This is a genomic window from Exilispira thermophila (assembly GCF_055389015.1).
The window spans coordinates 2,922,709-2,948,192 of sequence record NZ_AP042476.1; the positions used below are offsets into that span (position 1 = coordinate 2,922,709).

Annotated in this window: 21 protein-coding genes; 18 read left to right on the forward strand and 3 right to left on the reverse strand. The window is 27.6% G+C overall.

All coding sequences use genetic code 11. The features are described 5' to 3' along the window. The first annotated feature begins 444 nt into the window (after positions 1 to 444). Positions 445 to 1,485, forward strand: a complete 1,041-nt coding sequence (kdd, locus tag ACZ5EC_RS12465) for an L-erythro-3,5-diaminohexanoate dehydrogenase (protein ID WP_464302807.1) — start codon at positions 445 to 447, stop codon at positions 1,483 to 1,485. Positions 1,486 to 1,714: 229 nt separating this feature from the next. Here kdd and ACZ5EC_RS12470 read toward each other — a convergent pair whose 3' ends face one another. From ACZ5EC_RS12470 to ACZ5EC_RS12480, 3 genes are all read right to left on the reverse strand, one after another. Continuing rightward, positions 1,715 to 2,188 carry a hypothetical protein gene (locus ACZ5EC_RS12470; protein WP_464302808.1) on the reverse strand — a complete coding sequence of 158 codons (474 nt, stop codon included), beginning with the start codon at positions 2,186 to 2,188 and terminating at the stop codon, positions 1,715 to 1,717. A gap of 77 nt (positions 2,189 to 2,265) precedes the next feature. Continuing rightward, positions 2,266 to 3,933, reverse strand: a complete 1,668-nt coding sequence (locus ACZ5EC_RS12475; protein WP_464302809.1) for an IS1182 family transposase — start codon at positions 3,931 to 3,933, stop codon at positions 2,266 to 2,268. A 117-nt stretch (positions 3,934 to 4,050) separates the two neighbouring features. Then, the gene (locus tag ACZ5EC_RS12480; protein WP_464302810.1) at positions 4,051 to 4,362 is read right to left on the reverse strand and encodes a hypothetical protein; all 312 of its coding nucleotides are present in this window, start codon (positions 4,360 to 4,362) and stop codon (positions 4,051 to 4,053) included. Positions 4,363 to 5,193: 831 nt separating this feature from the next. Here ACZ5EC_RS12480 and ACZ5EC_RS12485 point away from each other — a divergent pair. From ACZ5EC_RS12485 to ACZ5EC_RS12565, 17 genes are all read left to right on the forward strand, one after another. Beyond that, the gene (locus ACZ5EC_RS12485) at positions 5,194 to 6,222 is read left to right on the forward strand and encodes a lysophospholipid acyltransferase family protein (RefSeq protein ID WP_464302811.1); all 1,029 of its coding nucleotides are present in this window, start codon (positions 5,194 to 5,196) and stop codon (positions 6,220 to 6,222) included. 19 nt (positions 6,223 to 6,241) lie between these two features. Then, a complete protein-coding gene (gene purB / locus ACZ5EC_RS12490; RefSeq protein WP_464302812.1) occupies positions 6,242 to 7,537 on the forward strand; it encodes an adenylosuccinate lyase in 1,296 nt (431 codons plus the stop codon). A 660-nt stretch (positions 7,538 to 8,197) separates the two neighbouring features. Continuing rightward, positions 8,198 to 9,334 carry a site-specific tyrosine recombinase/integron integrase gene (gene xerA, locus ACZ5EC_RS12495; protein ID WP_464302813.1) on the forward strand — a complete coding sequence of 379 codons (1,137 nt, stop codon included), beginning with the start codon at positions 8,198 to 8,200 and terminating at the stop codon, positions 9,332 to 9,334. A 115-nt stretch (positions 9,335 to 9,449) separates the two neighbouring features. Continuing rightward, positions 9,450 to 10,352 carry an SMODS domain-containing nucleotidyltransferase gene (locus ACZ5EC_RS12500; protein ID WP_464302814.1) on the forward strand — a complete coding sequence of 301 codons (903 nt, stop codon included), beginning with the start codon at positions 9,450 to 9,452 and terminating at the stop codon, positions 10,350 to 10,352. Then, complete coding sequence (locus tag ACZ5EC_RS12505) at positions 10,330 to 10,821, forward strand: hypothetical protein (protein ID WP_464302815.1); 492 nt, start codon at positions 10,330 to 10,332, stop codon at positions 10,819 to 10,821. The genes ACZ5EC_RS12500 and ACZ5EC_RS12505 overlap by 23 nt, the downstream gene beginning before the upstream one ends. Positions 10,822 to 10,993: 172 nt before the next feature. Further along, on the forward strand, positions 10,994 to 12,118 hold the full coding sequence (locus tag ACZ5EC_RS12510; RefSeq protein WP_464302816.1) for a hypothetical protein: 1,125 nt from the start codon (positions 10,994 to 10,996) through the stop codon (positions 12,116 to 12,118). Positions 12,119 to 12,298: 180 nt separating this feature from the next. Next, positions 12,299 to 14,098 carry an N-6 DNA methylase gene (locus ACZ5EC_RS12515; RefSeq protein WP_464302817.1) on the forward strand — a complete coding sequence of 600 codons (1,800 nt, stop codon included), beginning with the start codon at positions 12,299 to 12,301 and terminating at the stop codon, positions 14,096 to 14,098. A gap of 2 nt (positions 14,099 to 14,100) precedes the next feature. Beyond that, positions 14,101 to 15,528: a restriction endonuclease subunit S gene (locus ACZ5EC_RS12520; RefSeq protein ID WP_464302818.1), complete on the forward strand. Its 1,428-nt coding sequence runs from the start codon at positions 14,101 to 14,103 to the stop codon at positions 15,526 to 15,528. Next, the gene (locus tag ACZ5EC_RS12525; protein ID WP_464302819.1) at positions 15,518 to 16,363 is read left to right on the forward strand and encodes a hypothetical protein; all 846 of its coding nucleotides are present in this window, start codon (positions 15,518 to 15,520) and stop codon (positions 16,361 to 16,363) included. The genes ACZ5EC_RS12520 and ACZ5EC_RS12525 overlap by 11 nt, the downstream gene beginning before the upstream one ends. A gap of 155 nt (positions 16,364 to 16,518) precedes the next feature. Continuing rightward, complete coding sequence (locus tag ACZ5EC_RS12530; RefSeq protein WP_464302820.1) at positions 16,519 to 17,208, forward strand: hypothetical protein; 690 nt, start codon at positions 16,519 to 16,521, stop codon at positions 17,206 to 17,208. A gap of 371 nt (positions 17,209 to 17,579) precedes the next feature. Beyond that, the gene (locus ACZ5EC_RS12535; protein ID WP_464302821.1) at positions 17,580 to 18,476 is read left to right on the forward strand and encodes a hypothetical protein; all 897 of its coding nucleotides are present in this window, start codon (positions 17,580 to 17,582) and stop codon (positions 18,474 to 18,476) included. A 267-nt stretch (positions 18,477 to 18,743) separates the two neighbouring features. Then, positions 18,744 to 19,145: a 5-(carboxyamino)imidazole ribonucleotide mutase gene (locus ACZ5EC_RS12540; RefSeq protein ID WP_464302822.1), complete on the forward strand. Its 402-nt coding sequence runs from the start codon at positions 18,744 to 18,746 to the stop codon at positions 19,143 to 19,145. A 55-nt stretch (positions 19,146 to 19,200) separates the two neighbouring features. Further along, entirely contained in the window at positions 19,201 to 19,923 is a 723-nt protein-coding gene (gene purC / locus ACZ5EC_RS12545; protein WP_464302823.1) for a phosphoribosylaminoimidazolesuccinocarboxamide synthase, read from the forward strand. Next, positions 19,923 to 20,177 (forward strand): phosphoribosylformylglycinamidine synthase subunit PurS, encoded by a 255-nt coding sequence (gene purS, locus ACZ5EC_RS12550; RefSeq protein WP_464302824.1) that lies wholly within the window; start codon positions 19,923 to 19,925, stop codon positions 20,175 to 20,177. Before purC ends, purS begins: the two co-directional genes overlap by 1 nt. A 137-nt stretch (positions 20,178 to 20,314) precedes the next feature. Beyond that, the gene (gene purQ, locus ACZ5EC_RS12555; protein WP_464302825.1) at positions 20,315 to 20,995 is read left to right on the forward strand and encodes a phosphoribosylformylglycinamidine synthase subunit PurQ; all 681 of its coding nucleotides are present in this window, start codon (positions 20,315 to 20,317) and stop codon (positions 20,993 to 20,995) included. 153 nt (positions 20,996 to 21,148) lie between these two features. After that, positions 21,149 to 23,476, forward strand: coding sequence for a phosphoribosylformylglycinamidine synthase subunit PurL (gene purL, locus ACZ5EC_RS12560; RefSeq protein ID WP_464302826.1), 2,328 nt, complete (start codon positions 21,149 to 21,151; stop codon positions 23,474 to 23,476). A gap of 38 nt (positions 23,477 to 23,514) precedes the next feature. After that, on the forward strand, positions 23,515 to 25,389 hold the full coding sequence (locus tag ACZ5EC_RS12565; RefSeq protein WP_464302827.1) for an amidophosphoribosyltransferase: 1,875 nt from the start codon (positions 23,515 to 23,517) through the stop codon (positions 25,387 to 25,389). Positions 25,390 to 25,484 lie beyond the last annotated feature (95 nt).

The window sequence follows — 25,484 nt, forward strand, 5'->3', positions numbered from 1 at the left end:
AAAATAGAATAACAATTTATTTAATAATTTTAAATTATGCAATAATTAAAGATTTGTATATCTTAAAGCAAATAAATAAAAAAAGATATTCTATAATATAAAATATTGAGATTGGCAATGAAGTCATATAAAATAAAATTTAAAAACATATAAATAAAAACTTGTTGAAAATATAACAATTAATGATAGGTTGTTTGTGTAATTTTAATAACATAAAATATTTTAATAATATTGAAAAAGAATAATTGCAAAAATCTTAAAAAATTTTTATTTAGAATATTTTAAAGACTTAGCAATTTTATAAATAAAAGTACATTAAAATTTATATAAAGAATAGATTAAATATAGTAAAAAAAATAATTTGCAAAAAAGTCTAAAATTTATAAAAATTATAAATTGTTAGTATTTTAAAAATTATGAATAATAAATTTAAAAGGAGTGTATATGAAAAAAGGAAACAAATATGGAACACACAGAGTTATTGAGCCAGAAGGCGTTTTACCTCAAACAGCCTGGAAAATTGATAATAATGTAGATGAAATTTATGATAATGAAATTTTATGTGATGTTATAACTTTAAATATTGATTCAGCTTCATTTACTCAAATTGAGAATCAAGCTAATGGTGATGTTGAAGAAATAAAAAAAATAATTTTAGATACTGTTAATAAAAGAGGTAAACAGCATAATCCAGTAACTGGTTCAGGTGGAATGTTTATAGGAATAGTAAAAAAAATCGGGGAAGCTTTAAAGGGAAAGATTGATCTTAAAGAAGGTGATAAAATTGCATCTTTAGTATCTTTATCCTTAACACCTTTAAAAATTGAAAAAATTGTTGAAGTTAAAAAAGACAAAGATCAGGTTAATATTATTGGTAAAGCAATTTTATTTGAATCTGGAATATATGCTAAACTTCCTGATGACCTTCCTGAATCAGTTTCATTGGCTGCTTTAGATGTGGCAGGAGCTGCTCCTCAGGTTGCTAAATTGGTTAAACCTGGTGATAATGTGTTAATTATTGGTGCAGGTGGTAAATCAGGGATGTTATGTAGTTATGAAGCAAAAAAAAGAGCTGGAATTAATGGTAAAGTTATAGGTATAACTCATTCAGATAGATCAACTCAAAGAGCTAAAGAGCTTGGATTTTGTGACGAAGTTTTACAAATAGATGCAACAAATCCAATTAAAATGCTTGAAGGTGTGGAAAAGGTAACAAATGGAAAATTATGCGATGTAACTATAAATTGTGTAAATATTGAAAATACTGAGATGGGATCTATCTTGCCAACAAAAGATGATGGTGTAGTCTATTTTTTCTCAATGGCTACTTCATTTACAAAAGCAGCATTAGGTGCAGAGGGAGTTGGAAAAGATGTAAATATGCTTATTGGCAATGGCTATACAAAAGGACATGCAAAATTTACCCTTAATTTACTTTATGAGTCAAAAAAAATTAGAGATATGTTTATTAAATTGTATTCTTAAAATGATAATTTTAAATTATAATGATAATTTTAAATTAAAAAGAGATTTTCTGAAAACTTAAGGTAAACTATTTTGCTTTTTTTCTCTTATAATAATATATCAAATAAATTATAAATAATGAGGTTGTCTCCTTATTTTTAAGACAACCTCTTTTTTCTTAATTGGAAAGTAAGAAAAAAAGTAAATAAAAATGCAATTAAGATATTTGCATAATAAGGAACAAAAATAATTAAAATAGATACCCAATTTCAAGCATAAAAAATATCGCCTCTCCTGGTATAATTTGACTAATATCATTTTTTTTAACAAGAGATTGAGTTGTCATTGAATACTTTATTCCAGAACCTATAAAAAATCTTTTAAACAATTTTATTCTATAACCTGTATAAACATTTAAAAGATACCAACCAAATTCAGCTGATTTTTCTGTCCATTTCATAATACCAAAATCAATTCCACAAAAAAATCCTGAATATTCATTTGAAAATTTTGTAACACCTAATTTCAATAGACATGAATTAGATTGTACCAAATCTTCAGCAAAATTCAATTTTAAAGAAAAAAATGGATTAAAATAATATCCATATCCTATTTCTATAAAATTGGCAAACATAGTATCAACACTTATTTGTGAATCCTGTGAAAAAGCATTTTTTGCAAAAAACAATAGAAAAATGATAAAAATAAAATTTTTTAGCCTCATCATAATATCCTTAAAAATGGGGCTGTCTTAGATCTTAAGGCAGTCCTTTTTTTTAAAAAAAATAAAAATATAAAAATTTATAAATTAAAGGAAAAAATAAAAGAATTTTTAAAAGAATTATTTAATAAATATAAAAAATAAGGTAAAACTTTTCCTTTATTAAATTTAAACAATTTTCTAATATTATGTGCTATACTTATTAATCCCCATTCTATTTTTACATTATTTATTCCTCTTAACATAAATCTCCTGAATCCCATATTGTGTTTAATATCTCCAAATACGGTCTCAACTTCTATCTTCCTTCTAAATGATAACTCCTGTCCCATTAATGTTGATAAATTCGATTTAACTTCTGATTTTAATTTTAAAAATACTGGATTTACCCATATATTCTTGTAAGGTTTTCCTTTACTACACCTATCCTGATAAATACAGCCTTTACATCCATTTGTTGAATATACTTTGTATAATTCTAATTTCTTCCTTTTTGTAGATCTTGCAGTATAAACATATTTTAATTCTTTCCCATTTGCACATATAAAACAATCTTTTGACTCATCATATTTCCAATTCTGTCTGTTTAATTTATCCTTTTTAAAACTTCTTTTACTTTCTTTAAAATATCCTGAATATTTAACATAATTATTTATTCCTCTCCTTTTTAAATATAAATAATTATAAGTAGAACCATATCCTGCATCAGTTATTAAATTTGTTGGTTTTCTCCCTGTCTTTAATATTAAACTTTCTAAATGAGGAATTAATGTGTTTGTATCTGATCTGTCTTGATGGATACTATACCATAATATAAATTGGTTTTGTGTGCCTATCTGTACATTATAGCCTGCTTTTAATTGACCATTTAACATTGCATCTTCTTTCATCCTCATAAATGTAGCTTCTTCATCTGTCTTAGAATAACTATTACGTCCTTTAAATTTCTTTTCCTGCTCTTCATATCTTTCTAATCTTGGTATATAATCCTGTTTTAACTTCTTAATACTTTTTTTTAATTGTTTGCTCTTTTTATCTTTTTTATCTTCTCCTCCTTCTTTCAATACTTCTTCTAATTCTTTTGCTATCTTTTTTAGTTTCTCTGAATCTAATACTTCCTTTTTACCTTTAGATTCTTCAGACTCTTTTTCTTCATAATATCTATCTTCTTCTTCATTTAAATAATCTATCTCTTTTAATAATTTCTTTACATTTTCTTTAAGCTTCTTTTTGTAATTTTTTATGCTCTTTGACCATACAAAACTATATTTATTCGCATTAGCTTCTATTTTTGTCCCATCTAAAAAATAATTGTTTAAATCTACATAACCTGTTTCATATAAATAGGATAATAATATACTGAATATTTCTTCCAAATGTCTTCCTAACTTCTCTTTCCTGAATTTGTTTATTGTCCTGAAATCTGGATAATTCTTCCCACTTAACCACATGAAATATATATTCTCTCTTAATGCTTTGGCTATCTTCCTTGATGAATATATTTTCTGGGTATAAGCATAAACTATTACCTTTAAAAGCATCTTCGGATGATAACTACTTCTACCTCCTCCTTTATAGCTTCTGTAAAGAAAATTTAAATCCATATTTTCTATTAAATCATTTACTATTCTTACTATATCATTTTCTGGTATATATTCTTCTAATCTTTCTGGAAATAATAGTGGTTCATCCTGTATATATCTTTTAAATACTACCTTATTATGTACTTTTGTTCTTCTCTTTTTCATAATTCAATTATAGCAAATAATTTGTAAAAAAAAAGAGGTTGTCCCCAAGTTTTGAGACAACCCCATCAGTATCCCAATTTTATATATGCACTTCCTACAAAATATGTGGAAGGATTATCATGCCAGTAATAAACCTTTTAATGTTTTTCCACTCTTTGTTGTACTTAAATTTTTTATTGTATCAAATAAGACATCATTATCATCATCAAATTTTTTAAAAGCCTGCTCTTTTATTAGAGGAATAAATTCTGGATTATCTTTTATCACTTGCGAAAAAGCTGGTGCAAGTTTTGAAAGTGCATTTGTTGCATCTTTTGCATTATAATTTCCAGATTCATTCATGCCTATTTTATTAATACCTAATTCACATGAATAAAGAAAACTTGCAAATAATAAAATTGTCAATACAATTATTACATACTTTTTCATATACTTATCCTCCTTATATATTTTTTTATGCCTACTTCCCAAAAGACATAAATAATTTATTTTTTTTTTTTTTATCAAGATAAATTATAAGATTTTAATTGCTGTTAACAAAAATTGACAGTATTAAATTTTATTCTTTTAGTTAAAATTATTCACAAAATAAAAAATATATAGTTCTCTATTATTATATATTGGTCTTTATTCTATATCACCTACAATATGTAATATTTTTAATTTAAGATAATCATTATCTTTATAACCATATCCTCTCTTTAGTAATGTTTTTATTACATTATTTAATCCTTCGAATGATAACCTTTGATCTTTTATTATCTATAAACCCTGTAAATATTTATGTTCCTTTTGTATGATACTTTTGTTTATACTCATTTTATTTATGGTAATTTATCTAAATGTATTTCAAATTTCTTTGTTAATATATTTTTGTAAATCATATAAATACTTGATTATGATATGTCCCTTATTTATTATATTGATTAATTATCTAACTTTTTACTATATCTTAATATTTATTCTGTTTGCATTTTTTCTCCCTGTACAAATTTTTTTAGTATTTGGGATAAATTTTCCACTTTTTTATTTCTTGAAAATTATTAATTATTGTATATTAATACCTTAATAATTAATGAATAAAATGTAGCTTGGTAATTAAAAAGTTAAAAATATTTATAAAAAGTTTATGTAGTAACTAAATGTGAATTTAAAATTCTTTTAATTGGATTAGAATTTGTATGAATTTGTTAAATTTTTATGACAAAATATTAGTAATATATATATTAAAGTATTAAAGATTAATTTTAAGGTGTTGAAATGATTAATAAAAAGAAAAATTTAAAGTCTAAAGAAAGTGAGTTAAAGGTATTTAAAGAGAAAACAAAAGAAAATATCAAAAAGTTTGAAACAAAAACTAAAGAAAACATTATAAAAATAGAACAAAAAGCAAAAAACAATATTGTAAAATTAGAAGAAAAAGCAAAAATAAATATTGACAGGGCTAAGAAAAAATATCTTGGTGGGCTTAAATATTCTCAATTAATTAAGAATGGAAAGTTTAAAATAACTAAATTTCTAAAAAATTCACTTCTAGAGGGGCAATTTTTAACTATATTTAGAATAGTTTTAAGGACTTTATGGTTAGGTTGGTCAGTTCCATTTATGCCTTTATTTTCAAAATTTTCCTGGTGGAGTAAATTTGCTTACAAACAGGAAAGCAATTGGGGGAAGAAGGTTTGTAAAATTGCAAAAATTAAACTCCATGTAAAATTCTTAGAACCACTGTCTACTAAAAAAAATTACCTTTTTGCCTCAAATCATCTTTCTCCTATGGATATGGCAGTAATTTCAGCCTCAATGCCATTTAATCATCAATATATTGCTAATATGGAGTTTGCATCCTTTTTTGTTACAAAAGAATGGGTGAGGTATAATGGTGGAGTATTTGTTAATAAAAAAGATAGAAATGATATGGTAAAAGCTTTAAAAAGGATTAAAAAAAATCTTGAAAGAGGATATAATCTAATACTTTTTCCTGAATCAAATATGTCTCCAGATGGTGAATTAAAAGAGTTTAAAAGAGGAGGGTTAGCTGCTGCAATTTTAGCTGAAAAAGAAATAGTTCCAATTTATTTAAAAGGTACAAGAGATGTTATGAAACCAGGAGACTTTACAATAACAAAAAATAAAGATGCTTATATATATTTTGGAAAACCAATTGATACTAAAAACTTAACTCGAGAAGAGAAAAAAAATGTACATATTATTGTATATGAAAAAATGATAGAATTAAAAAAAATTATAGAAAATGATATTGCAGAATCAAAAGAAAAAAAAGATATATAATTTTTTAGGAGATTTAAAAATGATAGAAAGATATTCTTTATCACCAATGAAAGAGATATGGACATTGTCTTCGCAATATGAAAGGTGGTTTGAAGTTGAATTAGCAGTTATTAAAGCGTATGAATTAAAATCAATTTGTCCTGCAGGTACATATGATTTTATTAAAAATAATACTAAGATAGATGTCAAAAAAATATTGGAAATTGAAAAAGAGGTTGATCATGATGTTATTGCTTTTATTAAGCAGGTAACAGAAAACCTTGGAGAATATTCAAGGTTTTTTCATTATGGTTTAACCTCTTCTGATATTGTAGATACTTCCTGGTCTTTAGCTATAAAAAGAGCTCTAGAAATGATAATAATAAAAATGGAAGAATTTTATGAAGTATTAAGACAAAAAGCTTTTGAATATAAAAATACAGTAACGATTGGAAGAACTCATGGAGTTCATGCTGAACCTACTACATTTGGATTAAAATTATTATCATATCTTTCAGAACTTGAAAGAAATATTGAAAGGATTAAAAGGGTAAAAGAAGAAATATCAGTAGGTAAATTAAGTGGTGCTGTTGGAAATTATGCTAATATTGATCCTGAAATTGAGGAAATAGCTTTAAAAGAACTTGGATTAAAAAGGTGTAAAGTTTCAACTCAGATTATTCCAAGAGATATTCATGCAAATTTACTAAATTCCTTAGCGTTAATTGGTGGGATGATTGAAAGACTAGCTATAGAGGTAAGACATTTACAAAAAACTGAAGTATTGGAAGCAATGGAACCTTTTAAAAAAGGGCAGAGAGGATCTTCTGCAATGCCACATAAAAAAAATCCTATTCTATGTGAAAGATTAACAGGTATGGCAAGAATGTTAAGAAGTTATGCTATTGGAGGTATGGAAAATATTGCATTATGGCATGAAAGGGATATTTCTCATTCTTCAGTGGAAAGAGTATTTTTACCTGATGCATTTCAAATTACCTATTATATGTTAGTCAAAGTTATCTATCTTATTGAAAATTTAGTTGTATTTGAAGATAGAATGTTAAAAAATTTTGAAAAATCTTTTAATCTTGTATTTTCACAACAGGTTATGCTGGCAATTATTGATAAAGGAGTAACAAGAGAGGAAGCTTATAAAAATATTCAAAAGTTAACTTTAGAAGCCTGGGAGAAAAAAATTGATTTTAAAGTTTTAGTTAAGAATTCAGATTTTGTAAAAAAATATTTAAATGATGAAGAAATTGATAAGCTATTTGATTATCATTATTATACAAAGAATATTGACAAAATATTTAAGAGGTTTATAAAAAAATAAGAATTTAATAAAACTTTAAGAAGATGTGATAAAAATCAATAGCAGTGGATAAAGAAAATTCTTTCAGGCTAAAAAAATAAACATGAAAGCAGATAGACTGAAAGCTTTTACATTTAAATTTGTCAAAAAAGATCATTAAGGAGAATGAAGCGCCTAAAGCAGAATCAACATAATAATCGGATTTTAACAATCCAGATTGAATAGGAGAATGGATTATTCTCTGTAATAAATATCAAAAGAAGAAAGAATGTTAAGGGGATAAGGTCAGGAAAAATATGGGTATGCCTTAATGCTATAAGAAATTTATGCTTAATGTCAATATTTTCATCTGAAAGTGAAATTAATTATAATTCTATAATTATAAATAATTTACACATTTTTGTTGATATAACCGTTATATATACCTTCTATATAAGGTAAAAAATATATAGTTTAATGATATAAATTTTTTAATTATTTTTTTAAATTGGTAGCCCATTTCTTAAATAAATTATAAGTTATTATAATAGTTTTGCAAAGCAAGTTGTAATTAAAAATATGATAAAAATTTTGAAAAGGAGTTTGACTTTTAGATTTATTTTTATAAAATCTATAGTATGATGTTATATTATTAAATACTTAAAAGGAATATAAATTTTATTGTAAGGTATTGGAGAAAAAATGACCCTTGAAAAAACTGCAAAACATTTAAAAATAAGAAGATCTAAGTTTTATAAAATAAAGGAAAAGAACAAAAGTCCTGCTGTGAAAATTGAATTTAAGGAAAACAACAAAGTTATAATTCGTGTTCCATATAATCAGGAATTGATAAGGAAGATAAAAACAATTTCTGGAAGAAGATGGAATCCTAATGAGAAATATTGGGAAGTTCCATATGATGAAAATCTGATATCAAGACTGCAGACTCTTTTTGAAGAAAATATTTCTATTGACCCAAATTTTTATCTTACATCTTTACAAAAGAAACTTACCATAAGAAAGTATTCCAGAAGAACAATTAAGTCTTATATAAGGTATAACAGGGCTTTTCTACTTTTTACAGGTAAAAATCCAGAAGAGGTAAGCAATGTGGATATTAAAAAATATCTTTACTATATGGTGGAGAGAAAGAAAATTTTGGTTTCTACCCTGAATATTATCATAAATGCCTTGAAGTTTTATTATGGGAATATATTAAAGAAAAAATTTATCTATGAAGTAAAGCGCCCAAAGAAGGATAAAAAATTACCAGTAATTTTGAGTAAAGAAGAGGTTAAAAAGATATTAGATGTCACCATCAATATAAAACATAAAACCGTACTGATGTTGTTGTATTCTGGTGGATTGCGAGTGGGAGAGATTGTAAAACTCAAACCAGAAGATATTGATGCAAACAGAAAGTTGATTCACATAAGAGCTTCTAAGGGTAGGAAAGACAGATTTACATTACTTTCTGAGGTAGTCTATAAAACTCTGCGAGAATATTGGAAAAGAGAAAAACCAAAAAAATGGCTGTTTCCAAGCCTGGACAAAGAGAAGCATATAACAACAAGGACAGTTCAAAAAATCTTTCAAAATGTCTGCCAGAAAGCAGGAATTAAAAAGGAAGTTACAGTTTATTCATTGAGACATTCCTTTGCTACCCATCTTTTGGAAAGCGGGATTGACTTAAGGTGCATTCAAGAACTTTTAGGACATAAAAGTTCAAAAACCACAGAAATTTATACTCATGTGAGCACAAGAGATCTTGGAGCTATAAAAAGCCCACTTGATGATCTGTTACAGGAGGTAAAACATTGTGAAAAGATTAAAAAATAATGGTCGTCCAGAGGGAGGTATATGCGAAATGTTCGCATATCCTTCAAATTTAGTATTATGTCCGAACACTTCGGATATAAACGAGTTAGGCGACATTACATTGGAGCTATAGAAGATGAGAATTGAAAGATTAGTAACTCATATAAGACTTACTAAGCAGGAAATTCAAAATGTAAGTAGCGCAAAAAACAACCTAATACAGACAATAAAAAGCAAGGCTAAAAATGGATATTTACCATATTCTAAAGATATTTTTCTAACTGGTTCTTATAAAAGAGGGACAAAAATTTCTCCTTTGGATGATGTTGATATTTTTTATGTTATTGGATTAGCAGAGAAAAAAGATAACCACTGGCATACGATTACAAACTACACTTTTGATTTCGGGGAAGATTTTAAAGATGAAGATGATAATGTGTCTTCTGTTAGAGTGCTTGATCTCTTAAAAAAAGAGATTTCTAAAACGTATACAATGAGTAAAGTTAGAAGAAATGGCGAAGTTGTAAATGTATATTTAACGAGTTATGAAATAGGTTTCGATATAGTACCAGCTTGGAAAATTACAAATGATAATTATTATCTTATACCAGCAGGTGGCGGATCCACAAAGTGGAAGAGATCCAATCCCAAGATAGATGAGGATATATTAAATGATTTAAATGAGAAACACAATATGCTATTGAAAGACACAATTAGAATAGTGAAATATTGGTTTAGAAAGAAAAAAATAAAAACACCTCGTTCATATCACTTGGAATCCATAGCTTACTATGTATTTGGAAAAAAGAAAAGTGCAACTACTTCTTATGTAGAAGAGTTAATCTATTTCTATGAAAATATTAACTACAACGATTATTTGAAAAAATGCCCTGATCCTACTAATTTATCAGGGGATCTCTCAAGTAATTTGGATGAGGATGATATAAATAAAATTTTAGCAGAAGCCGATAAAGCTATTGAGCATTTGAGAAAAAGTGAAGAGGAATTTGTAAGATATGTCGATCCACAACTGCAATAAACGAAAAATACTTCAAGAATTAGGAGAAGATACAGCTTATACCTTTAAAGGATTGTATAAAACTGCGGATTGCCTCAGATTAGAACACAAAATCCTATTGTTTATTACTTTATCATTTAGTATAATGATACTGGGTTTTGACGATAAACTACCTAATTTAGTCACGAAAATCTTATCTGTGATCGCTTTAATTTCTTCAATATGGTTACTTGTTAATCAAAAGGAATATGAGAAAGTAGAAGGTTACATGAGACTTGCTGATAAGTATAAAAATTTATTTGATAAAATAAGAAATACATACTATTCAAATAACTTTGAGAATATTGAGGCTTTTCAGCAGGAAATGAACGATTTAAGAGAAAAATCACATAGTTATCCTATTGGCAAGATAGCGAGATGGTGGAGCAAACGTGTTATTAAAAAGGAAATGAATTTAGAATGGATTTATAAGGAATGTGATGAGAAATAGCTTTGGTATATACGAAATGTCGCCTAACAAGCGGGTATGCGGTTCGCTCCGCTCACCCAAATTTAGCTTACGCCAAACTTCGCATACCCGCCAAACGTTATATGACATTTGAAACTTGAAACCCAAACTTAAATTTGTTAGAAACTGAAAGTAATATATAGCGAGGTAAAAAATGACACATATACACCTATTTCAAGTTCAAGATATAGTTGGTTTTGCTGTCGAGAATGTGAAAAATGGAGAACAAGTAAAAGTTCTCTCAAAGGCATCCTTCATTTCTGATCATGCAGAGTTCTATAATTACACTGAACAGATATCAAATATATTTCTGGATAAAGCAAAAGTTCTCATTAATGCAGTATATCAATTTTTAGTAATTATTCACAAAAATTTGAGCGCTGACTTATATATAAATGACTTTCAGGTTGTTGTAGAAATCAGAGCAAAAAGAGAGATGAAAAAAGGCGAAACAATCAGTCAAAATGATATTGCAGATATAAGAAGATTGAAGTTTCCAGACATAAAAATTGAAAAAACAGACAAAGTAATTTACTGTTTTAAAGTTGGTTGGAAATTCGCCTTATTTTTTGATTTATACCGCCAACATGATTTAGAAATTTCTAAAATGCAGCTAGAATTAGGTGTACTTTACCGCTATCTACAATTTCAATATGTATACAAAATTTTGGAATGTACAACACAGTTTGATGAAATGATCAGCGATGGATGGTTTCCGTTTATAGAAATTATTGGAGAAGACTACAAAAAAATATGCGAGTTTTACCAAAACAAATTTGATTTTGATAATAAGATGAAGAAATTAATTGACAGCTTTGATCAAAACAGAATAGAAAAAATTACGAAGAAATGGTGGAAAAATAAGATTTTCAAAGATAAACAACCTTTAATTAAAGCAGGAATCAAAGCTTATCTACAAAATGATGAAAGTGGCTTTATTAACTGTATCAAAAACCTTTCTTCGGAAATAGAGGGAATAATGAGAATACATTACTTAAACGAAACCAGCAGAGCGCAAGTCAGTTTTTCAGATCTAATAGACCATTTGATAAATAAGGGGAAAGTCAAGTCTGGATCTGACTATTCTTTGTTCTTACCAGTTCCGTTTTTAGAATATCTCAAAAATGTATTTTTTGCAAATTTCGATCTTAAGAAAGGAGATGTAAAGCTATCGCGCCATAGTTCTAGCCATGGAGTGGCGAAACCAGAAGATTACCAAAAAATGAGAGCACTTCAAATAATCCTTACCGTTGATCAGGTGTATTTTTATCTAAGTTAAATTATGAAAGGGAGGGGGTTTAAACGTCATATAACAGAGCGTATCTGGGTACGGTGCTTCGCACCTCCGCGCAATTTCCCCTTCGGTGAACTTCAGATACGCTCGGAACGTTATCTGAAATGCTGTGCCAACTAAATACTAAAATTAACTGGCGAGAAAACATTAATAAAGGTGAGAAAGATGGAAACTAACAAAGACTCAATATTTGAGAAAAACATTCAAAGAGGAAAAGAAAACGGAATTATCTCATTTAATGAAGACGAAACCAGAATAATTTATCATTGTTCAAGAGATTATTCTACAAGCTTCAAAAATCCAGAGGAAAAAGTAAGAGTTGCTTATTTTGCAGAATTGGTGCTTGATTATCAGTATCCCAAAGAAAGAATTAATTTTGAAGTAACAGTTCCAAGAAGAACTCCTGAGGACAGAGCGGATATCGTAGTTTATGAGGATGATGAGCTTAAAAAGCCATATCTTGTGGTTGAATGCAAAAGGGATGGAATTTCCGATGCTGAGTTTAAACAGGCTATAGAGCAAGTTTTTGGTAATGCTAATAGTTTAAGGGCAAAATACGCCATAGTTGTTGCAGGTACAACAAGAACAGCTTTTGATGTTGCTGGATTTAAGCCAAGTGAAAGAGAAAAAAATGTTATCTCTGACATACCAAAGAGATATGGCAAGGCTCCAAAGTACAGATTTATTAAAGGAGATCCCTTAAATGATATAAAAACAGTTTCGAAAGATGAGCTTATTAGAGCATTACAGAAATCTCATGATACTGTATGGCAGGGTGGAAGACTGGCCCCTACAACTGCTTTCGATGAAGTCTCTAAATTATTATTTTGTAAGTTAAAAGATGAGAAAGACACACCTAAAGGAAAACCTTACAAATTTCAGATAGGAACTCATGAAACTGCAGAAGAGGTTTTTAAAAGAATAAATGAAATATATCAGAAAGCAAAACAACAGGACGCTGAGGTATTCAAAGAAGACATAAGACTTGAGCCTAAAATCGTTTACAGTGTAGTGGAACATCTACAGGGTATTGCCTTTACTAAAACAGATTTAGATACCAAAGGAGTTGCTTTTGAAACCTTTATGACTGATTTCTTTAAAGGAAAAATGGGGCAGTTTTTCACTCCTCGTGAGATCATCAGATTTATGGTGAAAATGCTTAATCCCACAAAGGATGATTTAGTCTTAGATCCCGCTGCTGGTAGTGGAGGTTTTTTACTTAACTCAATGGATCATGTAAGAGAATATGCAGAAGCCCATTATGATGAAAGAGAGGCTTGGGAACACTGGCACGGTTTTGCACAAAATAATTTGTATGGTATCGAAATAAATGACCAGATTGCCCGTGTATGTAAAATGAACATGATTATTCATGACGACGGACATACAAATGTAATTAGTACTGACGCTTTACAGGATTTCGACAAAATACAAGCAATTCATAAGGGTTTCAAGAAAGATCATTTTGATATTGTCCTCACAAATCCACCTTTTGGAGCGGTAGTTAAAGCAACGGAGAAAAATTACTTAGACAAATATGAATTGGGGGCAAAGTGCAAAAAAAGGAAAAGCCAGAAAACAGAAATTTTATTCATAGAAAGAGCAATAGATTTCTTAAAACCCGGAACTGGTAAAATAGGCATAGTTTTACCCGATGGAATTTTAACAAATTCATCGCTTCAATATGTTAGGGATTACATTATGGAGAAGTGCCAGATTTTGGCGGTTATCTCATTGCCACAATTTGCTTTTAGCCATTATGGAGCAGATGTTAAAGCATCCCTTGTATTCCTGAGGAGAAAAGCTGAGGGTGAAAAACTTAGTAATTACCCCATATTTATGGCAATTGCAGAGCATATAGGCTATGACGCAACGGGCAGAAAAGACCCGCAGAATGATTTGGATAAAATATTAGAAGAATACAAAAAATTTCAAGAAAATCCTAAAAACTATAAAGGTGTTTAACTATGGAGTGCTTTGTAGTTCATAGAGATGAAATCGAGGGAAGAATTGACCCTTTTTATTATAGGCCTGAGTTTAGAAACTTGCAGAGAGAATTATCTAAACTAAAATCTAAACGGCTAGGAGAAGTTATTGAATTTTCAAGCGAAACATGGAATCAAAAAGATTTTTTTGATAAGGAATTCCCATATATCGAAATTAGCGAGATTGATACTTCTACTGGCGAAATCAGAAACATAACTTATTACGAAAAAAGTAAAGCTCCTAGTAGAGCCAAAATGATTGTAAGAGAAAATGATATTATTGTTTCAACTACAAGACCACATAGGGGGGCAATTTCTTTAATAGACAAAAGCAAAGATGGTTTTATTGCTTCAACAGGGTTTGCTATTCTAAGAAACTTAAAAATAAGAGAAATTAATAAAGAATACCTTTTATTTTTCTTGAGAACTAAGCTAGCATTAAAACAGATGCTTCAAAGAAATAGCGGTGGAAATTATCCAGCTATAACGCCTGAGGAACTAAAAAAGATTATTATTCCAATCCCACCTCTTGAAACTCAGCAAAAAGTGATCTCCAAAATAAAACAAGCATACAACCTAAAAAAACAAAAAGAAGCCGAAGCCCAGCAACTTCTTGACTCAATAAACAATTATGTACTTTCTGAGCTTGGTATAAAAATACCAGAGTTAAAAGACCAGATGACTTTTTCAGTTTATTCAGATGATGTTAAAGGAGGAAGATTAGACCCGTATTATTATTCAAGTAAGCATAAAGCTTTAGAGAATTGTATAAAAAATAGTAGATATAACACCATTAAAATTAAAGAAATTGTTATAAGTCATAATTCAGGAGATTGGGGAATAGCAGAAATAGAAGTTACTACTAATAACTTCAAAAAAGTAAAGATTGTTAGGAATGTAAATTTCAATAATGATTTTAATTTATCAGTAGAAAATTTACCTGTAAGATATATAGAAAAAAATAGATTTAGCAAGTATAACTTACAAAAAGGAGATATTTTGCTAGAAAAGTCAGGGGGAAGCCCTGACCAACCAGTAGGAAGAGTTGCTTTAGTTGATTTTGAACACCCAGAAAATTATTTTTATTCTAATTTTTTAGAAAGACTGGTAATTGATAATAAAAGGTGTTTAAGTGATTATTTCTTTGCGGTTATGAAAGTATTATATAAATATAAATACACCGAAAAAGTGCAAAACCAAACAACAGGAATAAGAAATTTAATATTAGAGCAATTTTTCGATCTTAAAATCCCCCTCCCTCCTCTTTCTGTTCAAAATAAAATAGCAGAAGAAGTCAAAAGAAGAATGCAAAAAGCTGAGCAGTTGCAGAAAGAAGCAAAAGAAATTTTAGAAAAAGCAAAGCAGGAAGTTGAAAATATCATTCTAAAAGGTGAAAACAATGAGGGTTGATTTTCAAATAGTTCATAGCATAGACGGTGACCTAAAGGAATATCTCTTAGACCTGCTGAAACAAACTTTAGATAATTCTACCACAATAGACTTTTCAATAGAAGAAAAGCCTGATAATTTAGAAGATTGGTCTATCTTTAACTGGATAGAAATAAAATACAATCATAGCACTTATGCAAACAGAAATAAATTTATCGCTGGATTCAGTTTAGACATTGATGAGAATAACAAAGAAATCATAAAGGAATATGGAAACTTTCTCAGCGATGATGAAAATATAGATGTTGTCTTTAAATATTTTGATGAGCCGATGCTTGAAGACCATAAAAACTATGCAGAAGAAATTTATGAAATTGAGATGAAGTTGAGAGAGATAATTTCCTATATTTTTATAAATACTTACAATGATGAGTATTACAATTTACTGAAAGAAATTAATGTTAAAACACAACCGCTCAATGGAAACAATAAACCAGATGAAAACTATTTTAAGAGTCATCTTGAAAATGAATTTTTCTTCTTGTTATTTAGTGACTATGTACGCCTAAATGAACTAAAAAAGATTGATCAGAACGACCTAATGGAAATGATAATAACTTCAAATGACTTTGATGAATTGAAGCAGAGTATTCAGAACAGGGGAATCATCAAAGAAAAATATAAAGACCTAATTGCATCAATAAAACAGAACTTAAAACCAATAGAAGATATGAGAAACTGTATAGCACATAGTCGGTCTTTTACAGACACAATATTAGAGAATTACCAGCAGGCAAAGGCGAATTTAGAGGGGGCTATTAATAAATTTTGGGAGGAATTGGATGATGAGAGTTAGTTTTCTCGCCTGTATGACTGCAAATAATCGGTACAGCACATCAGATAACAGGCGGGTATGCGGTTCGCTTACGCTCACCCAAACCTTTACGGGCTTCGCATATCCGCCGACCGTTAGGCGAAATGCCATTTAAAAAGAACAAAGGGGGTTAAAAAATGAAAACAATAAAACAGGTTATCGGAGAGTTTTTGAAGGAACAGCAAGCTCGATTGAAACCGAGCACTTATAGAAGATATGAAGATGCAATGTATCTCTTTAAGCATTACTTGAATGACTATGCCTATCAATATCTGGACGAAAAGGATAGAAAACTCTTTGATAAACTCTATGATAAAAATAAAGAGTTCTGTGAAATATTTGGACCAGATAAAATAAGCTCCTCCGTAATTAATGAATTCCTCGATTATTTCATGAACAGAAAAGTGATGGGCGGTAAAGGGCTAATGGAAACGGTTGGTAGGGTCATGCGGAAATTTGTGAAATGGATGAATGAAAAGGGATACATAAATGAGGAAGAATATGAGAATACAGCTGAGATAGTTGATGAACTCAAGGATGAACTCCCAAAGGTGGAGGAACTATCCAGTTTGATATATGATTATATTCAGAATAATCCACCTGAAGATTTTACCGAAAGGGTGGATGGATATTTCTGTGTAACAAAGATTGAGCCCCGTAAATTGTGGCTTGAGGATTATATAGAGGGTGGAGAAACGATAGGACCTGTTTCAGTTTCTACGGAAATAAGCTCAATGTGCAAATTAGGATGGGTAATTTGTCTTGAGCTGGGTAAAACTAGCAAAGGTTGGCAAATGCTGGAAAGCGGGAATGTTTATCCGAAGTAAGAAATAATGGTAAGTATGGCACTTCACATAATAGAGCGTATCTGGTTTCGTGCCTTCGGCACTCTGCCCAAATTCCCATTCAGGAAACTTCAGATCCACTCGGAACCGTTATGTGCATTTTTTTTAACAAAAAGGAGGTGTTAATATGCCAAGCCTAAAACCAAGAATGATTTTAAATAAATCATGCGTGGAAATATGATGAACACTATCGGAAGCTTGTGGAATGATTTAATGATGAACCATATTTTTTTGGAAAAATTGTAGTGTTTCAAGACACGATGCATGTGAAGAGACTACAAAAGAGGGACTGAAAGAATGCCTTACGAGGAAGATACGTCCAGCTAATATAGTCATCATTTTAGGAGTCTAAAATGCCAAATATTAACCTAATTAATAGTGACCTAATTAATAGTGAACTAATTAATTTATGGATAAAATATTATAATAGTCCAGGTAAAACTAATTATTTTAATAATTCAAGCTCTTTAATTCCTCCAATCCCTTTAATTCCAATGTTATATAATGATTTTAAAAAGGATTCACTTTTATTTATAGGATTAAATCCATCTTTTAGTATGGTCGCTTTTAGAAAGATATTTAAAGGGACAAAATATTCTCCTCTCTTAAACCCAAGTACAAGAAAAGGATATCAATATAGTGTAGAGTATTTTTATAGCTGGGAATTTTTTTATAATTACTATAATTTTATTTTACAAAATTATAGTAATTATAATTTTAATCAAAATCAACTAATTAAAACATATTTAGATATTGAAAGATTAGCAAGAGATAAATATGATTATTTTAAAAAATTCAAGGACATTGCAGGTAAGGTTTTAAATAATAAAAAAGATTGGGAATATATTGACCTTGTAGCTGTTAGAAATACAAGTCAAAATGCTATAGTAAACTTAATTAATAATAAAGATCCTTTTATTTTAGACCAGATAAATTTAATGATTAATTTAATATGTAATATTCAACCAAAAGTCATAATTGTTGTAAATGCTTTTGTATCAAAATATTTAAAAAGCGTGTTATCCTTAAATTTTAATAAAAAAATTGGGACTTATACTATTACATGTCCATGTTATAATAAATATGCAAATAGAAGAGGGTCAAATAGAATAATTAGAATTAGTTCAAATAGAATAATTCCTGTTTTTTTAACAGGTATGTTAACAGGGCAAAGAGCACTTGATACAGGGTCTTATGAAAGATTAATCTGGCATATAGATCAGGTTGCTCATAATATCCTACCCTGCTAGGGAAGTATATTCTATAAAACACTTAATAAATTTTCCTTTTATCTTAAATCCAGTAGTTTGATTAATCTATTTATAAAGATAAAAAAAATAATAAAAAATTTTTTAAAAAAAAGCTTGATTTTTTATTTTAATTTAATAAATATTAGCTTTCAAAAGAAGAATAATTATAAATTGATAGATTAAATTAAAAACATAAATGTTAATTGTTAGAATATTTGAAAATTAATTTTATAATTTTCAATGATTAAAATATTTTAGGGGTAGTTGGTGAAAAAGGTTTTAATTATTGCTGGTAGTAAATCCGATGAGCAATTTTTAAAGTATGGAACAGATATTCTTGATGAAATGAAAATTGATTATGAAATTAAAATTGTATCTGCTCATAGAGATCTTTCTGAATTGATTAAAACTATTAACAATCTTAATAATACTATAAAAGTTATAATAGCTGTTGCAGGTTTGTCTGCAGCATTACCAGGAATTGTTGCAAGTTTAACTAAAATTCCTGTTATAGGAGTTCCAAGGGATGTTGGCCCATTAAATGGTGTTGATGCTTTATTATCAATTGTCCAAATGCCATCTGGAGTTCCTGTTGCAACAATGGGTATAGGAAAACATGGGATGAAAAATGCTGCATATATGGCAAAAAGGATATTAGATTTGATTTGATACATTTTTATTTAATTAAATTTAGTTTTAATTTAAAAAAATATAGGAGGTAGTTTTGAAGAGAGGTTTGAAATTACTTTATGAAGGAAAGGCAAAAAAGGTATTTTATTATAATGAGAGTTCTGTCCTCATACAATTTAAAGATGATGTGACAGCTTTCAATGGTTTAAAAAAGGACACTATAAAAAGGAAAGGGGTTATAAATAAAAAAATAACCTCTTTCCTTTTTGCGTTTATAGGGGAAAAAGGGATAAAAACCCATTTTATTAAAGAAATTGATGAAGATTTAATTTTGGCAAAAAAATTGGAAATTATCCCATTAGAAGTTATTATTCGAAATTATGCTACAGGAAGTTTTATTAAAAGATATGGTATAAAAAATGGATTAAAATTTAAATCTCCATTAATAGAATTTTCTTTAAAAGATGATAATTTAAATGATCCTCTAATTTGCGAAAATACAATATTGTCTCTAAATATAATAGATAATGATTCTCTAATTAAAATTAAAAACATTTCATTTAAAGTTAATGAAATCCTATCAAAATATTTTGAAAAATCTGGAATTTTACTTGTTGATTTTAAACTTGAATTTGGAGTTTATAATGGAGAGATTTTAGTTGGTGATGAAATTTCTCCTGATACATGCAGGTTCTGGGATAAAAAGACATTAAAATCTTTTGATAAAGATGTTTATAGAAATGATACAGGGGATTTAATTTCTGCATATGAAAAGATTTTAAATATAATAGAATTAAATAATAATGGAGAGAGATAATGGTATTTAAATTTATTGCAAAAATAAGGTACAAAGAGGGGATAATTGATCCTGAACAAAAAACAATTCTAAAAGTTTTAAAAAGAAGTGGATATAAAATAAATTCTCTTGAATTTAAAAAAGAAGTGGATTTTGAGATTGAAGCGAATAATAAGGAACAGGCAATTAATATAGCGAATGAAATTGTGGATAATACTTTATCAAATCCTGTGTTGGAGACATTTGAAATAAAACTTGTTGATACTTTAAAATAATTTATGGTTCTACTAAAAAAAAGAATATTAAAGATTTTACTAAAAATGTAAATCATTATTTTAAAAGGTATTATTTAAAATTCATTTGTTATATTTAAAATAGCAATATTAGAAGAAGTTTAATTAAGAGGTATGAAATGTTAAAAAAAGCAGCAGTAATAGTTTTTAATGGTTCCAATTGTGATTTTGATGCTAAATATGCACTAGAATTAGCAGGTTTTGAAACAGATTTAATATGGCATGAGTCAAGAAAAGATCTGGATTATGACCTTGTATTTATTCCAGGAGGGTTTTCTTATGGGGATTATTTAAGAGCTGGTGCATTGGCTAAATTTTCAAATATAATGGATAGTATAAATAAGTTTGTTTTTAAACAAAGAGGTTTAGTTTTAGGAATTTGTAATGGGTTCCAGATTTTAACTGAATCAAGGCTACTTAAAGGGACTTTATCAAAAAATAATAGTGGAAAATTTATTTGTAAAAATATTGAAGTTGAAATTATTAATAGAGATACCCCTTTTACAAAATATATTCCTGAAAATATTTTAACTTTAACAATACCAATAGCACATGCTGAGGGAAGATATTATGCTGATGATCAAACTTTGAAATACTTAAAAAAAAATGATTTGGTGGCACTAAAATATAAAGAAAATCCAAATGGTTCATTAGATAATATTGCAGGAATTTATAACAAAAATTTGAATGTACTTGGTATGATGCCTCATCCTGAAAGACAGGTTGCTTTTTTTAGAGAGAAAAAGGATGGTTTTTATCTATTTTATTCAATTAAAAAATTTATAGAAAAAGAAATGTAATTTTAAAGATATGTAATTTTAATAAAAATAAAGGTTTTTTGATAAATTAAATTAATAAAGACAATAAACAATAAAAAATAAACAATAAAAATAAATAATAAATAATAAAAAATAAATAATAAAAAAGAAAAAATAAAAATGTTGAGGTTAAAAATGAGAAAATTAGCAAAAGATTTAGGGCTTTCAGATAGAGATATAGATATAATTTTTAATAAATTTGATAGGAAATTGACAGATACCGAAGTATATATTTTCTCAGCGCAGTGGTCTGAACATTGTGGATATAGACATTCAAAAGAACTTTTGAAAAAAGAATTTGGAGAGATAGATTCTGAAAATGCAGGATATATTAAAATCAATAATTATGCAATAGTATTCAAAGTAGAAAGCCATAATCATCCAAGTGCAATAGAACCATTTCAGGGTGCTGCAACAGGGATAGGGGGAATTGTAAGAGATGTACTTGCAATGGGTGCAAAACCTGTTGCACTCCTGGATTTAATAAAGTTTGGCAATATTAATGATAATAAGTCAAGAAATATTTTTGAAGGTGTAGTATCAGGGATAAGTAGTTATGGTAATTCTATTGGAGTTCCAACTATAGGTGGACAAACCTCTTTTGATGAGATTTATAAAACAAATCCAATTGTAAATGTGATGTGTATTGGAATTACTGATGAAAAAAAAATAATGAGTTCAAAAGTTGGTTTTAAAAAACAGAGGGATAAAAAATATTTGCTTGCTTATTTTGGTTCAAAAACAGGAAGAGATGGTATTCATGGTGCATCTTTTGCATCAAAAAATTTAAAAGGGAAGGAAGACAGAATCTCAGTTCAGATTGGTGACCCATTTGCTGAAAAAAACTTAATTGATGCAACATTAGAAATAGTAAATATTGATGGTGTACTTGCAATTCAGGATATGGGAGCAGCAGGACTTTTAAGCTCTTCTTCAGAAATTACTTATAAATCCAATTGTGGTTGTAAACTTAATCTGGATAAGGTTCCTTTAAGAGAAAAAAAGATGGAAGCATGGGAAATACTACTTTCTGAGTCACAGGAAAGGATGCTTCTAGTAATTAATGAAAAAGCTGTAAAAAAGTTAGAATCATTAGCATATAAATATTATCTGGATTTTTCTGTTATTGGTGAATTAACTGAAGATAAATATTATAAAGTTTATAAAAATGGCAAAAAAATTGCAGATATTGATATAGATTTTTTAGTAAATGCCCCTTCAAAATTTTATAATGTTGATTTTAATGAAATTAAGGATTCAGAATTTATAAAGTTGTCAAAACAGGAATTTTCAGAAAATAATTTTAAAAATGTACCTATTTTTGCAGTGAATAAAACAAAAAACAACTCAAATAATTATCTAACAAAATTTAACAAATTTTCCAATGTTGAAATTTTAAAAGTTTTATTAAATCATCCTGATTTTAGTAGTAGTAAATGGGTTTATGAACAATATGATTATATGGTTCAAACAAATACTGTATTATCACCTGGTTATAATTCTTCTATTTTATGGATAAAAGATGGTATTAAAGGGATAGCAACTAATATTGTAGATAATCATTTGCAGAATTATCTGGATCCATTTACTGGAAGCTATAACCTTGTATTTAATGCAGCAAGAAAAATTATTGCTGTTGGTGGATTTCCTGCTGGTGTAACAGATAATTTAAATTTTGGTAATCCTGAGAAAAAAGAAGTAATGTATCAATTTATTCAATCAGTAAAAGGGATTTCAAAAGCATGCAAAGATTTAAAGATTCCTGTAGTTTCTGGAAATGTAAGTTTTTATAATGAAACATTAAAATCAATATATCCAACACCAGTAATTGGAATGGTTGGGAAAATAAAGAATATTAAAAATATAATGACTCATGATTTTAAGAATATAAATGATAGAGTTTATGTAGTTGGGAAAATAGATGTTGATAAGAATAAAATAGGGGGAAGTTTTTATTTGAAAACTTTGTATAATTTTATTGGTGGAAGGGTGGATAAAGCTAATTTAGAACTTGAATTGAGGTTATATAAATTAATTAGTTTATTAATAGAGAATAAAATTGTAAATTCAGTAACAAATATTTCAAAAGGGGGTTTGTTATACTGGATTTTCAGGTCTTTAGTTAATACAAACTTTGGTTTTGAAGGATACTTTGGAAATGATTCTATCCAGTTGTTTGGAGAAAATCAATCAAGATTTATAGTATCTGTATCAAAAGATTTTGAAAAAATATTTTTAAATTTTTGTAAGAAGTTTGATGTAAATGCTAAATTTTTAGGAATAGTTGTACCAGATCAATTAATTTTGAATTATATCGATTCTGAGAACCAATTTCAATCTAAAACAAAACACATTAGTAATCCAGAAAAAGTTTTAAATAAAAAGATCCTATCAAAAGAAGAGATTGATTTAGAAGAACTTAAAAAGATTTATTTTAACAATATTAAAGAGCATATGGAGTAAAAAAGAATAAAGAAAATTAAAAAAAAGGTTTATAAAAAATGAAAGAAGAGTGTGGAATTTTTGGAGTTTATTATAAAACTATTAAAAATTATAGGCATAATGAGTATTATAACAAATATACTGATCAATATGATAAAAAATATAGTAGTCAATATAATATTAAATATAATATAAAAGATAATAGTGAATATAATAATGAATATAATAAATACAATAATGCAAATTATAATAAATATAATGAAAAAGATAATAGTGATAATTATAAAGATGAAGCCATTAATTCGTATCATAGTAAATATCACAATGAAAATAATAATGAAAATGAATATGAATATGGTAATGAATATAATGATGAATATAATGATAACAGTTATAATAATAACAGGTTAATTAATACTTTATTTACAGGGCTTTTAAGTTTACAGCATAGAGGTCAGGAAGCATCAGGAATTGCAATTGCAAGTACAGATGAAATTAAAGTTTTTAAAAGTTTAGGTGTTGTTGATAATCTTATCAATTCAAATGATTATTATGGAGTAAACGGGAATATGGGAATTGGACATGTTAGATATTCAACTAATGGTGCTTCTTCCTTATTAAATGCCCAACCTATTTTAATAAATTATTTTAATCAACCTTTTGCAATAGTTCATAATGGTAATATTGAAAATTCTAAAGAATTATCAAAAAGATTTATGGAAAATGGTTCATTATTTTTAACTGAATCTGATACAGAACTTTTTGCTCATATATTAATAAAAACATTTAAAACTCCACCTTCTTCCTGGAATTACATAAAAATACGGGATGTAATTTTAAAAAATATTTTACCATCTTATTCATTATTATTGTTATTTCCTGATAGAATAGTTGCATTAAGAGATTTATTTGGGATAAGACCACTTTTTGTTTATGAAACAAAAGAGGGAGTTTATTTTTCTTCAGAAGATTCAAGTTTTAAATTTATTCAGCAATCTCAACCGGAAAAAGATAAAATTTCAGAGATTGAACCCGGTGAGGTAGTTGAAGTAAAAGATGGAAAGGTAAAAAGAATAAAGCTGGATATGGATTATAAGAATTTAATTGAAAATTACCAAGTTTTATTAAAAAGTAAATTAATAAAAAGTCTGGAAAAAGATTATAAGATATCTGGTAAGAAGGATTTTATAAAAGATAATAAAAAGAGTGATTTTATTAAAAATAATAAAAAAAATAATAAAAAAAATAATAAAATAAATAATAAAATAAATAATAAAATAAATAATAAAGATGATAAGAAATTTGTTCCGAAACGATTTTGTTTTTTTGAATTTATTTATTTTGCAAGACCAGATTCAAATTTTTGTGGCTTAAATGTTTCCAATTTTAGAGAAATTTTAGGTAGATTATTATATAGAGAGTATCCTGTTAATGCTGATATTGTTATTCCTGTTATGGATAGTGGCCTTTCAGCAGCAATTGGGTATTCTAAAGAATCAAAAATACAATTAGAAATAGGGCTTATTAAAAACAAATATATAGGTAGAAGCTTTATTGCACCTGATCAAAAACAAAGAGAAGATATTGTTTTTAAAAAATTATCACCTATACCTGAAATTATAAAAGATAAAGATATAATCCTTGTTGATGATTCTGTTGTTAGAGGAACTACAATGCAAAAAATAGTTTCTTTATTAAAAAATTATGGAGCAAAAAAGATTCATGTAAGAATAGCAAGTCCAAAAGTTGTGAATAATTGTTTATGGGGTATAGATATCCCGGATAAAAAAAAATTAATTGCTTATAAAAATGATGAAGAGAAAATTTCAGAAATAATTGGAGCTGATAGTATAAATTTTGTTTCTTTAAATACAATAAAAAAATACTTAGGGGAAAAGTATTATGAATTTTGTTTTCACTGTTTTAAAAAATAAATTTATTATAACAGAAAAAAATATAATAAAAATATTATAACAGGGAAAAATAAAAATAAAATTTTTTAATAAAAATAAAATATTATCTAAAATGT

Coding starts and splice junctions, on each gene's coding strand:
- ACZ5EC_RS12485 (WP_464302811.1), top strand. CDS start 5,194: ATGATTAATAAAAAGAAAAATTTAAAGTCTAAAGAAAGTGAGTTAAAG.
- purL (WP_464302826.1), top strand. CDS start 21,149: ATGAGAAAATTAGCAAAAGATTTAGGGCTTTCAGATAGAGATATAGAT.
- ACZ5EC_RS12500 (WP_464302814.1), top strand. CDS start 9,450: ATGAGAATTGAAAGATTAGTAACTCATATAAGACTTACTAAGCAGGAA.
- ACZ5EC_RS12515 (WP_464302817.1), top strand. CDS start 12,299: ATGGAAACTAACAAAGACTCAATATTTGAGAAAAACATTCAAAGAGGA.
- ACZ5EC_RS12520 (WP_464302818.1), top strand. CDS start 14,101: ATGGAGTGCTTTGTAGTTCATAGAGATGAAATCGAGGGAAGAATTGAC.
- ACZ5EC_RS12535 (WP_464302821.1), top strand. CDS start 17,580: ATGCCAAATATTAACCTAATTAATAGTGACCTAATTAATAGTGAACTA.
- ACZ5EC_RS12565 (WP_464302827.1), top strand. CDS start 23,515: ATGAAAGAAGAGTGTGGAATTTTTGGAGTTTATTATAAAACTATTAAA.
- ACZ5EC_RS12505 (WP_464302815.1), top strand. CDS start 10,330: ATGTCGATCCACAACTGCAATAAACGAAAAATACTTCAAGAATTAGGA.
- ACZ5EC_RS12480 (WP_464302810.1), bottom strand. CDS start 4,362: ATGAAAAAGTATGTAATAATTGTATTGACAATTTTATTATTTGCAAGT.
- ACZ5EC_RS12525 (WP_464302819.1), top strand. CDS start 15,518: ATGAGGGTTGATTTTCAAATAGTTCATAGCATAGACGGTGACCTAAAG.
- purB (WP_464302812.1), top strand. CDS start 6,242: ATGATAGAAAGATATTCTTTATCACCAATGAAAGAGATATGGACATTG.
- purQ (WP_464302825.1), top strand. CDS start 20,315: ATGTTAAAAAAAGCAGCAGTAATAGTTTTTAATGGTTCCAATTGTGAT.
- ACZ5EC_RS12510 (WP_464302816.1), top strand. CDS start 10,994: ATGACACATATACACCTATTTCAAGTTCAAGATATAGTTGGTTTTGCT.
- ACZ5EC_RS12470 (WP_464302808.1), bottom strand. CDS start 2,188: ATGAGGCTAAAAAATTTTATTTTTATCATTTTTCTATTGTTTTTTGCA.
- kdd (WP_464302807.1), top strand. CDS start 445: ATGAAAAAAGGAAACAAATATGGAACACACAGAGTTATTGAGCCAGAA.
- ACZ5EC_RS12475 (WP_464302809.1), bottom strand. CDS start 3,933: ATGAAAAAGAGAAGAACAAAAGTACATAATAAGGTAGTATTTAAAAGA.
- ACZ5EC_RS12530 (WP_464302820.1), top strand. CDS start 16,519: ATGAAAACAATAAAACAGGTTATCGGAGAGTTTTTGAAGGAACAGCAA.
- xerA (WP_464302813.1), top strand. CDS start 8,198: ATGACCCTTGAAAAAACTGCAAAACATTTAAAAATAAGAAGATCTAAG.
- purS (WP_464302824.1), top strand. CDS start 19,923: ATGGTATTTAAATTTATTGCAAAAATAAGGTACAAAGAGGGGATAATT.